16 protein-coding genes are annotated in these 11,205 nt (G+C 48.8%); 6 read left to right on the top strand and 10 right to left on the bottom strand.

Annotation, left to right across the window (positions count from 1 at the left end):
* Positions 1-403: 403 nt before the first annotated feature.
* The gene (locus BEB54_RS25060) at positions 404-958 is read left to right on the top strand and encodes a gamma carbonic anhydrase family protein (protein WP_001286209.1); all 555 of its coding nucleotides are present in this window, start codon (positions 404-406) and stop codon (positions 956-958) included.
* Here BEB54_RS25060 and BEB54_RS25065 read toward each other — a convergent pair.
* Genes BEB54_RS25065 through dprA form a run of 6 tightly spaced genes read right to left on the bottom strand, consistent with a single transcriptional unit; the run spans position 934 to position 4,728 of the window.
* Positions 934-1,191, bottom strand: coding sequence for a DUF1488 domain-containing protein (locus BEB54_RS25065; RefSeq protein ID WP_001070585.1), 258 nt, complete (start codon positions 1,189-1,191; stop codon positions 934-936). The genes BEB54_RS25060 and BEB54_RS25065 overlap by 25 nt on opposite strands.
* Positions 1,188-2,006, bottom strand: coding sequence for a shikimate dehydrogenase (aroE, locus tag BEB54_RS25070; protein ID WP_032185247.1), 819 nt, complete (start codon positions 2,004-2,006; stop codon positions 1,188-1,190). The genes BEB54_RS25065 and aroE overlap by 4 nt, the downstream gene beginning before the upstream one ends.
* Before the next feature lie 4 nt (positions 2,007-2,010).
* Complete coding sequence (gene tsaC / locus BEB54_RS25075; protein WP_032185248.1) at positions 2,011-2,583, bottom strand: L-threonylcarbamoyladenylate synthase type 1 TsaC; 573 nt, start codon at positions 2,581-2,583, stop codon at positions 2,011-2,013.
* 4 nt (positions 2,584-2,587) lie between these two features.
* A complete protein-coding gene (locus tag BEB54_RS25080) occupies positions 2,588-3,130 on the bottom strand; it encodes a DNA topoisomerase family protein (protein ID WP_032185250.1) in 543 nt (180 codons plus the stop codon).
* Positions 3,131-3,158: 28 nt separating this feature from the next.
* A complete protein-coding gene (gene smg, locus BEB54_RS25085; RefSeq protein WP_000460672.1) occupies positions 3,159-3,632 on the bottom strand; it encodes a DUF494 family protein Smg in 474 nt (157 codons plus the stop codon).
* Positions 3,604-4,728 carry a DNA-protecting protein DprA gene (gene dprA / locus BEB54_RS25090; protein ID WP_000228564.1) on the bottom strand — a complete coding sequence of 375 codons (1,125 nt, stop codon included), beginning with the start codon at positions 4,726-4,728 and terminating at the stop codon, positions 3,604-3,606. Before dprA ends, smg begins: the two co-directional genes overlap by 29 nt.
* Positions 4,729-4,857: 129 nt before the next feature.
* On the opposite strand from dprA, the gene def reads away from it, so the two are divergent.
* The 5 genes from def to mscL all read left to right on the top strand — a co-directional run bounded on the left by def (position 4,858) and on the right by mscL (position 9,602).
* Positions 4,858-5,367, top strand: a complete 510-nt coding sequence (gene def / locus BEB54_RS25095; protein ID WP_000114984.1) for a peptide deformylase — start codon at positions 4,858-4,860, stop codon at positions 5,365-5,367.
* 14 nt (positions 5,368-5,381) lie between these two features.
* Positions 5,382-6,329 carry a methionyl-tRNA formyltransferase gene (gene fmt, locus BEB54_RS25100; RefSeq protein ID WP_000004454.1) on the top strand — a complete coding sequence of 316 codons (948 nt, stop codon included), beginning with the start codon at positions 5,382-5,384 and terminating at the stop codon, positions 6,327-6,329.
* Between the two features lie 45 nt (positions 6,330-6,374).
* Positions 6,375-7,664, top strand: a complete 1,290-nt coding sequence (gene rsmB / locus BEB54_RS25105) for a 16S rRNA (cytosine(967)-C(5))-methyltransferase RsmB (protein ID WP_103254004.1) — start codon at positions 6,375-6,377, stop codon at positions 7,662-7,664.
* 21 nt (positions 7,665-7,685) lie between these two features.
* Positions 7,686-9,062, top strand: a complete 1,377-nt coding sequence (gene trkA, locus BEB54_RS25110) for a Trk system potassium transporter TrkA (protein WP_000691382.1) — start codon at positions 7,686-7,688, stop codon at positions 9,060-9,062.
* Between the two features lie 129 nt (positions 9,063-9,191).
* Entirely contained in the window at positions 9,192-9,602 is a 411-nt protein-coding gene (mscL, locus tag BEB54_RS25115; RefSeq protein ID WP_000022442.1) for a large-conductance mechanosensitive channel protein MscL, read from the top strand.
* Here mscL and arfA read toward each other — a convergent pair.
* The 4 genes from arfA to rplQ all read right to left on the bottom strand — a co-directional run bounded on the left by arfA (position 9,599) and on the right by rplQ (position 11,167).
* Complete coding sequence (gene arfA, locus BEB54_RS25120) at positions 9,599-9,817, bottom strand: alternative ribosome-rescue factor ArfA (protein WP_000092697.1); 219 nt, start codon at positions 9,815-9,817, stop codon at positions 9,599-9,601. The genes mscL and arfA overlap by 4 nt on opposite strands.
* A gap of 55 nt (positions 9,818-9,872) precedes the next feature.
* Positions 9,873-10,298, bottom strand: a complete 426-nt coding sequence (zntR, locus tag BEB54_RS25125) for a Zn(2+)-responsive transcriptional regulator (RefSeq protein WP_000285607.1) — start codon at positions 10,296-10,298, stop codon at positions 9,873-9,875.
* A 10-nt stretch (positions 10,299-10,308) separates the two neighbouring features.
* Complete coding sequence (locus tag BEB54_RS25130) at positions 10,309-10,677, bottom strand: DUF1992 domain-containing protein (protein ID WP_088542416.1); 369 nt, start codon at positions 10,675-10,677, stop codon at positions 10,309-10,311.
* 106 nt (positions 10,678-10,783) lie between these two features.
* Positions 10,784-11,167 (bottom strand): 50S ribosomal protein L17, encoded by a 384-nt coding sequence (gene rplQ / locus BEB54_RS25135; protein ID WP_001216368.1) that lies wholly within the window; start codon positions 11,165-11,167, stop codon positions 10,784-10,786.
* Positions 11,168-11,205 lie beyond the last annotated feature (38 nt).

An 11,205-nucleotide genomic window follows, 5' to 3' on the forward strand; every position in this document is an offset into this window, starting at 1 on the left:
TTTTTCGTCTTGCGACGTTAAGAATCCGTATCTTCGAGTGCCCACACAGATTGTCTGATAAATTGTTAAAGAGCAGTTGCGACGCGGCTTTCAGCTCACTGTCGCGAGGTGGCGTATATTACGCTTTCCTCTTTCAGAGTCAACCCTGAATTTCAGGATTTTTTCTCTTTGTTGTTACGACCATCTTGTGAAGTGTTTCACGTTGTCGTCTCAACGGAGGCGCATTATAGGGATCCCAATTTTTTGCACAAGTACTTTTTTGATCTTTTTTTCTGTTTGTTGTTTTTTCACCCTTTTTGCTGCATTCGCACACAAAACGGTGCTTTTTTGCATACTAAAAGACTTGCACAAGGCCAATAATGCACCCAAAGTCATTAGTAAATCATTTATTGTTGAGGTAAGTATGTCTGATGTTTTACGCCCATACCGCGATCTTTTTCCACAAATCGGTCAGCGCGTAATGATCGACGATAGTAGTGTAGTGATCGGTGACGTTCGTTTGGCTGATGATGTGGGGATCTGGCCACTCGTTGTGATTCGTGGTGATGTACATTATGTACAGATTGGAGCACGCACCAATATCCAGGATGGCAGTATGTTGCATGTCACCCATAAGTCCTCATACAACCCAGATGGCAACCCATTAACCATTGGCGAAGATGTCACTGTTGGTCATAAGGTGATGCTCCACGGCTGTACCATTGGCAATCGAGTGTTGGTTGGGATGGCATCAATTTTACTTGATGGTGCAATAGTAGAAGATGATGTGATGATTGGTGCGGGTAGCCTGGTCCCACAAAATAAACGGCTGGAGAGCGGATATCTGTATCTCGGTAGCCCCGTCAAACAGATCCGCCCGTTAAGTGATGAAGAGAAGGCCGGGTTACGCTATTCCGCGAATAACTACGTGAAATGGAAGGACGAGTATCTGGATCAGGGTAACCAAACCCAACCTTGATCATCTTCGCTTTGATCCTGAATCAAGCTTTCTGCTTCTTCTTCCAGGTCCCAGCGATGCTGACGAAAACTCGCTAACCACTGTTCTGGCGTATCTCCTGCAAAGCGGTTCGCCAGACTCTCTCCAGTAATAGCGCAAGTGAGCTGCATACCATTTACAAGAGCGGGAAAACAAACGCATTTTTTACTCTCGTTCCACTCTTCCCTGTCCGGAAACTGGATGGCCTGATTCACGCGGACAACTCCTCCTGCAATTGCTTTATAACTGGTTCTATGTCAGGCAGAACACCGTGCCAGAGAAGAAAGGCATGAGCCGCCTGTGCCACCAGCATCCCCAATCCATCCGCATTACGCTTTGAACCTCGCAGCTCACACCATGCCAGAAAAGGTGTTTTTCCTTTCTGATAGAACATGTCATAGCAACACATGCCTGAATGAATGAGCGATGCCGGGATCGCGGGAATATCACCACTGATGCCACTGGATGTTGCATTAATAATGAGCTCGAACTCATGCCCCTCCAGTTCGTCCATACCCAACGCCTGAATACTGCCCGTGTGCGCAAACAATTTAGCCAACTCTTCCGCGCGGGATACCGTCCGATTAGTGATTGTCACCGCGCAGTCCAGAGAAAGGAGTGGAAGTAATACACCACGAGACGCCCCACCAGCGCCGATGAGTAGAATACGTAAACCAGGGCGGATAAAAGACAGACGTTCCAGATCGCTTAACAAGCCTACGCCATCGGTATTGTCACCCAGCAGGCGTCCATCTTCTAACCGCTTGAGGGTATTAACAGCACCAGCCAACGCTGCCCGTTCAGTAAGTTCATCAGCTCTGGCAAAGGCCTCTTCTTTAAAAGGCACCGTCACATTCGCTCCTTTACCACCAGCACTAAAGAAAGCGTTCAGTGTGTTAATGAAATCATTGATAGGTGCCAGCACGCGCCCATAGGGATGTTCAATATTCAATTGCTGAGCAAATTGCTGATGAATGAATGGCGATTTGCTGTGGGCTATTGGATTACCAAAAACAGCATAGTTTTCCATTATGTTACCCCTGTCGAAACAGTTCACCCGTCAGGGCATCGCGGATTTCTGAAGGATTTAAACGCCCTCCCGTTTCACCAGGCACAACCGGGAACGCTGCGCCAAATTGTGCGCGAACTTCGTCTACTGTTCGACAAGGCGGCAATCCACTCAAGTTGGCACTGGTAGAAACCAGCGGTTTACCATAAGCCTGGCACAAAGCAACCACCAACGGATGGTCAGTGACTCGTACAGCAAGCGAATCAAAGCGGCCCGTCAACCAGCGCGGTGTTGTCGCAGGCGTGGGAAAGACAAAGGTGACGGGACCTGGCCAGCGAGAAAAAATGGTTTCACGCTGCGCGTCAGTCAGCATGCAGTCATCAATATAGGGTTTAAGCTGCTCGTAATTTGCCGCGATTAAAATCAGCCCCTTATCAACCGGACGCTGTTTTAGTTCCAACAGTCTCATCACTGCTGTTTCGCTATCAGGATCGCACCCGACACCGAAAACGGCTTCCGTGGGATAGGCGATGACACGTTCTTCATTGAGGACATCTATCGCAGCTGCGATAGCGTCTCCTTGCAGGTTATTATTCACGTTATTATTCCGCCGAAACCGGCTTTCCACATTGTTTACTGGCACAAAAGTGTTTTACACCCTGCGCGGTTTTCTTTTCGATGAGTAGCGGATAATGACACTCAGGGCATTCTCCGGCTATAGGTTTGAAGTTAATGGCAAATTGACACTCCGGGTAGCGATCACAGGAATGAAATGTTTTGCCATAACGGGAGCGGCGCTGGACCAGATGGCCCGTCCGACATTGAGGACAGGTAATTGCTGTTTCGTCCGGTTTATCGATAAGTTCGGTATGATCGCATTCAGGATAGTTACTGCAACCAACAAACATACCAAAGCGCCCCTGGCGTAAGACCAGATTTGCGCCGCATGCAGGGCAAATCTGCCCCTCCAGAACTTTGACGATATGTCCATCCGCTGAAGATTTCAGAGGACGGACGTAGTCACACGCCGGATACTGTGAGCATCCAAGAAACGGACCGTGTTTCCCGGATCGAATAACCAGTTCAGCCCCGCACTTTGGGCAGGACTCATTATTACGCACCGTGAACAGTGCTGATTTCGCCATAACAACTTATGCTGAATTAAAGAAATGATTAATGCAGCATACCTTCATTCACTTCAAAGAGTAATTCTTCCATTTGCTGGTACGCATTTTCGCAGCCCGGAATATTGAACAACACCATCAGGATTACCCATTTCAGGTCTTCCAGGTCGAACTCAGCGGTATCCAGCGCGAGCACTCGCTCTATCACCATTTCACGGGTTTCAAGGTTAAGCACCTGAATTTGCTCAAGGAAAAGCAGAAAACCACGACAGCTGGCATCCAGTCTTTCACACTCTTCAGGGGTATAAATACGCATGGAGAGTGGATCAGAGGCCAGTTGCATCGGTTCTGCCAGTCCTTCCTGATAATCCGCAAGCTTTTCCAGCCAAAGCAGGGCATTGTAGATATCTTCTCGATCAAATCCTGCGTCGGTAAGATCCTGTTCAAGTTTGTCTTGATCCACACGCAACTCAGCTTCTGTGTGAATATAGGTTTCAAACAAATACATTAGTACGTCGAACATGGCATGCCCTCCTCAATCGGACATAGCCGCCGGGTACAGCTGCGATCCATCCTGCTAACTCCAGTTCGAGTAGTTGAGTAACTACCTCTGGCACAGGTTGGCCGGCACGTTCAGCGACGACGTCAACAGGTGTTACCTCATCTCCTACGTTAGCCAGGAGCTCAGGAAATGGCAATGCCACGTCTTCCTGATCTGGTGAATAAAATGAATTTTCAGGCGCGTCTGGCAACCAGTGCAATCCAAATTGCAAGTTTTCCAGAATTTCTTCCGGTTCCGTCACAAGAATCGCACCTTGTTTTATTAACCAGTGAGGCCCTTCGCTTCCCGGATTCCCTATTGGACCTGGCAAGGCAAAAACTTCTCGCCCCTGTTCAAGCGCACAACGCGCTGTCACCAGCGAACCACTGCGCAAAGCAGCTTCCACCACAAGTACACCTTTACTTAGACCACTGATAATGCGATTTCTTCGCGGGAAATTGTAAGCAAGAGGTGGAACATCGAGGGGAAATTCCGAGACGAGAGCTCCGCCATGTTCAAGCAGACTGGTAGCCAGCCGGGCATGGCGGCGGGGATGAATGGTATTAAGTCCATTCCCCAATACAGCAATGCTGACGCCATTCACCTGCAAGGCCGCTTTATGCGCCACACCATCGATTCCTCGCGCCAGTCCACTCGTAATTGTCACTCCACGCGTCGCCAGAGTTTCGCAAAATAATCGTCCCCAGCGTTCGCCATACCATGAATGCGCCCGACTCCCCACTACAGCAAGCTGAAATGAATGCAATGCGCGTAGTTCTCCAGCAACAAACAGCGCACCGGGGTAATCTGCTGTCGCCAGAAGTTGGGAAGGATAAAATTCACTATCCGCTGAGATTAAATGATGGTTTGGTTGATTCAACCAACAAAGTGAGCTCTCAATACTCTTTGGCGGAAATGAAAGAAAGCGTTGTGCCTGCCGCAATGTAAGCCCTGTTTGCTGCAATACAACCGCATCAATATGCGACTGTTTTGCCAGCCAGTGAGCTATACGGACCATATCATCGCCGTACAAGCTGCTGACGCTCATTAAACGCAGCCAAATTTCTGTATCGACCATCCTTATCTCCCTGCCATAAGCAGTCTTAGCAATCTTTGCGATTGGTCAGTGATGCTGTCAATCAGAGGGGGATTTGTCTAGAATAGAAGAAATAATCTTTCTAACTCCTGAACACATCTCTGGAGATTTATGTCAGTTTTGCAAGTGTTACATATTCCGGACGAGCGGCTTCGCAAAGTTGCTAAACCGGTAGAAGAAGTGAATGCAGAAATTCAGCGTATCGTCGATGATATGTTCGAGACGATGTACGCAGAAGAAGGTATTGGCCTGGCGGCAACCCAGGTTGATATCCATCAACGTATCATTGTTATTGATGTTTCGGAAAACCGTGACGAACGGCTGGTGTTAATCAATCCGGAGCTTTTAGAAAAAAGCGGCGAAACAGGCATTGAAGAAGGTTGCCTGTCGATCCCTGAACAACGTGCTTTAGTGCCACGCGCAGAGAAAGTTAAAATTCGCGCCCTGGACCGCGACGGTAAACCATTTGAACTGGAAGCAGACGGTCTGTTAGCCATCTGTATTCAGCATGAGATGGATCACCTGGTCGGCAAACTGTTTATGGATTATCTGTCACCGCTGAAACAACAACGTATTCGTCAGAAAGTTGAAAAACTGGATCGTCTGAAAGCCCGGGCTTAAGGATAAGAATTAACGTGTCAGAATCACTACGTATTATTTTTGCGGGTACACCTGACTTTGCAGCGCGTCATCTCGACGCGCTGTTGTCTTCTGGTCATAACGTCGTTGGCGTGTTCACCCAGCCAGACCGACCGGCAGGACGCGGTAAAAAACTGATGCCCAGCCCGGTTAAAGTTCTGGCTGAGGAAAAAGGTCTGCCCGTTTTTCAACCTGTTTCCCTGCGTCCACAAGAAAACCAGCAACTGGTCGCCGACCTGCAGGCTGATGTTATGGTCGTCGTCGCCTATGGTTTAATTCTGCCGAAAGCTGTGCTGGAGATGCCGCGTCTTGGCTGTATCAACGTTCATGGTTCACTGCTGCCACGCTGGCGCGGTGCTGCACCAATCCAACGCTCACTATGGGCGGGTGATGCAGAAACTGGTGTGACCATTATGCAAATGGATGTTGGTTTAGACACCGGTGACATGCTCTATAAGCTCTCCTGCCCGATTACTGCAGAAGATACCAGTGGTACGCTGTACGACAAGCTGGCAGAGCTTGGCCCACAAGGGCTTATCACCACATTGAAACAACTGGCAGACGGCACGGCGAAACCAGAAGTTCAGGACGAAACTCTTGTCACTTACGCCGAAAAGTTGAGTAAAGAAGAAGCGCGTATTGACTGGTCGCTTTCGGCAGCGCAGCTTGAACGCTGCATTCGCGCTTTTAATCCGTGGCCGATGAGCTGGCTGGAAATTGAAGGACAGCCGGTTAAAGTCTGGAAAGCATCGGTCATTGATACGGCAACCAACGCTGCCCCAGGAACGATCCTTGAAGCCAACAAACAAGGCATTCAGGTTGCGACGGGTGATGGCATCCTGAACCTGCTCTCATTACAACCTGCGGGTAAGAAAGCAATGAGCGCGCAAGACCTCCTGAATTCTCGTCGGGAATGGTTTGTTCCGGGCAACCGTCTGGTCTGATAGTCCACTCTTCTAAGCCCGGTCTTGCCGGGCATTTTTATACTTATGAAAAAACAACGTAATTTACGTAGCATGGCGGCACAGGCCGTTGAACAAGTCGTCGAGCAAGGGCAATCATTAAGCAACATTCTGCCACCGCTCCAGCAAAAAGTTTCCGATAAAGACAAAGCACTTCTTCAAGAATTGTGCTTTGGCGTACTGCGTACGCTTTCACAGTTAGACTGGCTGATTAATAAGTTAATGGCCCGTCCGATGACCGGCAAACAGCGCACTGTGCATTACCTGATTATGGTTGGTTTGTATCAACTGCTTTATACCCGCATTCCACCTCATGCTGCGCTGGCTGAAACGGTTGAAGGTGCTGTCGCAATTAAGCGTCCGCAACTTAAAGGGTTGATTAACGGCGTATTACGCCAGTTCCAGCGTCAGCAAGAAGAGTTATTAGCCGAGTTTAATGCCAGTGATGCACGTTATCTGCATCCTTCCTGGTTGCTGAAGCGTCTGCAAAAAGCGTATCCAGAGCAATGGCAATCCATCATTGAAGCCAATAACCAGCGTCCGCCAATGTGGCTGCGCGTTAATCGTACGCATCATTCCCGCGACAGCTGGCTTGCATTGCTGGATGAAGCAGGAATGAAAGGTTTCCCGCATGCGGATTACCCTGATGCTGTACGGCTGGAAACACCTGCACCTGTTCATGTGCTACCAGGTTTTGAAGAAGGATGGGTTACCGTTCAGGATGCATCAGCACAAGGTTGCATGGCCTGGCTTGCGCCACAAAACGGTGAACACATTCTGGATCTTTGCGCTGCCCCCGGCGGTAAAACAACGCATATCCTTGAGGTGGCACCAGAAGCGCAGGTTGTTGCGGTTGATATTGACGAACAGCGCCTCTCTCGCGTTTACGACAATTTAAAACGCCTTGGTATGAAGGCGACCGTGAAACAAGGTGATGGCCGCTACCCTTCCCAATGGTGTGGCGAGCAACAGTTTGATCGCATTTTATTAGATGCGCCTTGTTCAGCAACCGGTGTGATTCGTCGCCATCCGGATATTAAATGGTTACGCCGCGATCGCGATATCCCTGAACTCGCGCAGTTGCAGTCTGAAATTCTCGACGCCATCTGGCCGCATTTAAAATCCGGTGGAACCCTGGTCTATGCCACCTGTTCAGTGTTACCGGAAGAGAATAGCCAACAAATTAAAGCCTTTCTGCAACGCACAGAAGATGCAATGCTTTGCGAAACCGGAACACCAGAACAACCAGGTAAGCAAAATCTGCCTGGTGCCGAAGAGGGCGACGGCTTCTTTTACGCTAAGCTAATCAAAAAGTGATGAGATAACGGGTCGCGACTGATGAAAATTATCATTCTGGGTGCCGGCCAGGTTGGCGGCACACTGGCGGAAAACCTGGTTGGCGAGAACAACGATATTACTGTTGTCGATACCAACGGTGAGCGTCTGCGGACCTTGCAGGATAAATTTGACCTGCGAGTCGTGCAGGGGCATGGCTCTCATCCACGCGTATTGCGGGAGGCAGGTGCCGACGACGCCGATATGCTGGTTGCTGTAACCAGTTCAGATGAAACCAATATGGTTGCCTGCCAGGTAGCCTACTCACTTTTCAACACCCCTAATCGCATCGCTCGTATCCGCTCACCAGACTACGTGCGCGATGCCGATAAGCTATTTCATTCAGATGCTGTACCGATTGATCATCTGATCGCACCAGAGCAGCTGGTTATCGATAATATTTACCGACTGATTGAGTATCCCGGCGCGCTGCAGGTGGTGAACTTCGCTGAGGGTAAAGTCAGCCTGGCTGTGGTTAAAGCCTATTATGGCGGCCCACTGATTGGTAATGCACTTTCGACCATGCGCGAACATATGCCGCATATCGATACTCGTGTGGCAGCCATTTTCCGCCACGATCGCCCTATTCGTCCGCAAGGTTCGACCATTGTTGAAGCTGGTGATGAAGTGTTCTTTATTGCCGCTTCACAGCATATCCGCGCGGTGATGAGTGAATTGCAACGTCTGGAAAAACCGTATAAGCGGATCATGCTGGTTGGCGGCGGTAATATCGGTGCAGGGCTGGCGCGTCGTCTGGAAAAAGATTACAGCGTTAAACTCATCGAACGTAATCAGCAGCGCGCTGCCGAACTGGCGGAAAAGTTGCAGAATACGATCGTCTTTTTTGGTGATGCGTCGGATCAAGAACTGCTAGCCGAAGAACATATCGATCAAGTTGATCTGTTTATTGCCGTCACCAACGATGACGAAGCCAATATCATGTCCGCCATGCTTGCCAAACGTATGGGTGCGAAAAAGGTGATGGTATTGATCCAGCGTCGCGCTTATGTGGATCTGGTTCAGGGGAGCGTGATCGATATTGCGATTTCACCACAACAAGCAACTATTTCTGCGTTGCTTAGTCACGTGCGAAAAGCCGATATTGTTGGTGTTTCCTCATTGCGCCGCGGTGTTGCAGAAGCTATTGAAGCTGTTGCTCACGGTGATGAAAGCACCTCACGCGTTGTGGGCAGAGTCATTGATGAAATCAAGCTACCACCAGGAACGATTATTGGTGCTGTAGTACGCGGCAATGATGTGATGATTGCCAATGACAATCTGCGTATTGAGCAAGGCGATCATGTAATTATGTTCCTGACGGACAAAAAGTTTATTACCGACGTCGAACGTCTCTTCCAGCCAAGTCCTTTCTTCTTGTAATTAATAAGGCGTCTTCTGGCGCCTTATTATTTCCCTTTTCTTTTCAAGGATTAATTAAATTCATTCCCGGCAGGAAAATAGCTTAACATTTGTTAGACTTATGATTGTCGGCTTTATAGGGAGAATAACATGAGCATTATTAAAGAATTTCGCGAATTTGCAATGCGCGGAAATGTGGTGGATTTGGCAGTGGGTGTCATTATCGGTGCGGCCTTCGGTAAGATTGTCTCTTCACTGGTTGCCGATATCATCATGCCGCCGCTGGGTTTATTAATTGGTGGGATCGACTTTAAACAGTTTGCTGTCACGCTACGCGATGCGCAAGGGGATATCCCAGCAGTCGTTATGCATTACGGTGTCTTCATTCAAAACGTCTTTGATTTTCTGATTGTGGCCTTTGCCATCTTTATGGCGATTAAGCTAATCAATAAACTGAATCGGAAAAAAGAAGAACCAGCAGCTGCACCTGCACCAACTAAAGAAGAAGTATTACTGACCGAGATCCGTGATTTGCTGAAAGAGCAGAATAACCGCTCTTAAAAAGCCCCTGAAAGCAGAAGGCCAGTGGTAAAAAAGTGATTTACTTTCTTGCCACTGGCCTCCCAGTTTCCCCGATTGCCATGTTTTCCTTTTCGCATGTAACTACCTTTCCCCTTCTTATTTTTCTCTACACGCTGTCGGAATAAAGGATCATGTAGTAATGCTTCTATCGCATTATCCTTTATCTGCCCTTTAGTATGCTGATATCGGCTCATAAAAACTCCAATTGGTTATTTAACGGCGCGAGTGTAATCCTGCCAGTGTAAAAAATCAACAGCCACTCTTAACGCCACTCGCCCCTTGTTCAAGAGCTTCAAGAATCGAGCAATAAACACTGCTATGGGCGGTCCCACAACAGGCATCGTTAAGGCGTTGGAGGGAACGCTGCATACTCTGCAACTCGGCTATCCGTGCTTCGACTTCCTGCAATCTTTCCTGCACAATGCCTTTTGACTCCTGACAGGTATGGTGTTCAGGATCGATACGGATCGACAGCAACTCGCGGATCGACTCCAGACTGAAACCAAGTTGTCTGGCATGGCGGATAAATTTCAATCGCTGGAGATCGCTTTCAGTATACAGGCGAAACCCACCTTCGGTGCGTACTTCATGCTCCATCATCTGCTGCTTTTCGTAATAACGAATCGTGTCGGGTGTTACTTCCGCCATTTTTGCCAGCTCACCAATGCGATACATACATACTCCACTAGTTATCGTTGATTTTGTCCAACAACTTGTCAGCATAATCGCCGCGTAAAAAATCGGTACTCAATCCAGCTTGTCGCAGCTTCAATTCCAGTAATGACAATCGACGACTAACCTCTTGATATTGCGGATCATCATGACGGATACCTTTGAGGATATCCAGAAGCTGTATTGCTTCCCTCCGTTGCTCAAGTTCTGGCGGTAAGCAACCGGCATTCTTCAGCAAGCGATACCCCGCACGTAATTCTGGTGGCACGTGGGAATCATCATCCAGGATTAATGGTTCGCCGCTACCAGGTAGGTTATCAAACTCACCTTTCGCTTGCGCTTCTGCTATATGGCGCTCTGCCCACTGGTCAAGTAACCACATAAATACTCCAGGGGATGAACAAAAAGAGTACAGCTATTGTAGATAAGTGGGGATACTACGGGTATAAAAAAACCCGCCGGGGCGGGTTTTTTTACGTTGCTTCAGATTACTCTGCAGCAGCTTCTGCTTTCTCTGAACGATCAACCAGCTCGATGTAAGCCATCGGCGCGTTGTCGCCTGCACGGAAGCCACACTTCAGAATACGAGTGTAACCACCGGCACGGCTCGCGAAACGCGGGCCCAGTTCGTTAAACAGTTTTGCCACGATCTCGTTATCACGAGTACGGGCGAATGCCAGACGACGATTAGCAACGCTATCAGTCTTGGCAAGAGTAATCAGCGGCTCAACTACGCGGCGCAGCTCTTTCGCTTTAGGCAGAGTCGTCTTGATGATTTCATGACGAACCAGTGAACCTGCCATATTGCGGAACATAGCCTGGCGATGGCTGCTGTTGCGGTTCAGTTGACGACCACTCTTACGATGGCGCATGACCTTATCCTTCTCAGTAAAACCTTAACCTGTGATCC

Source organism: Escherichia sp. MOD1-EC6021 (assembly GCF_002965245.1).
Classification (GTDB): Bacteria; Pseudomonadota; Gammaproteobacteria; order Enterobacterales; family Enterobacteriaceae; genus Escherichia; species Escherichia coli_F.

Excerpts from the sequence above, each read along its gene's own strand:
- BEB54_RS25060 (WP_001286209.1), top strand. The coding sequence starts at position 404 with ATGTCTGATGTTTTACGCCCATACCGCGATCTTTTTCCACAAATCGGT.
- aroE (WP_032185247.1), bottom strand. The coding sequence starts at position 2,006 with ATGGAAAACTATGCTGTTTTTGGTAATCCAATAGCCCACAGCAAATCG.
- BEB54_RS25080 (WP_032185250.1), bottom strand. The coding sequence starts at position 3,130 with ATGGCGAAATCAGCACTGTTCACGGTGCGTAATAATGAGTCCTGCCCA.
- smg (WP_000460672.1), bottom strand. The coding sequence starts at position 3,632 with ATGTTCGACGTACTAATGTATTTGTTTGAAACCTATATTCACACAGAA.
- dprA (WP_000228564.1), bottom strand. The coding sequence starts at position 4,728 with ATGGTCGATACAGAAATTTGGCTGCGTTTAATGAGCGTCAGCAGCTTG.
- def (WP_000114984.1), top strand. The coding sequence starts at position 4,858 with ATGTCAGTTTTGCAAGTGTTACATATTCCGGACGAGCGGCTTCGCAAA.
- rsmB (WP_103254004.1), top strand. The coding sequence starts at position 6,375 with ATGAAAAAACAACGTAATTTACGTAGCATGGCGGCACAGGCCGTTGAA.
- trkA (WP_000691382.1), top strand. The coding sequence starts at position 7,686 with ATGAAAATTATCATTCTGGGTGCCGGCCAGGTTGGCGGCACACTGGCG.
- mscL (WP_000022442.1), top strand. The coding sequence starts at position 9,192 with ATGAGCATTATTAAAGAATTTCGCGAATTTGCAATGCGCGGAAATGTG.
- arfA (WP_000092697.1), bottom strand. The coding sequence starts at position 9,817 with ATGAGCCGATATCAGCATACTAAAGGGCAGATAAAGGATAATGCGATA.
- zntR (WP_000285607.1), bottom strand. The coding sequence starts at position 10,298 with ATGTATCGCATTGGTGAGCTGGCAAAAATGGCGGAAGTAACACCCGAC.
- BEB54_RS25130 (WP_088542416.1), bottom strand. The coding sequence starts at position 10,677 with ATGTGGTTACTTGACCAGTGGGCAGAGCGCCATATAGCAGAAGCGCAA.
- rplQ (WP_001216368.1), bottom strand. The coding sequence starts at position 11,167 with ATGCGCCATCGTAAGAGTGGTCGTCAACTGAACCGCAACAGCAGCCAT.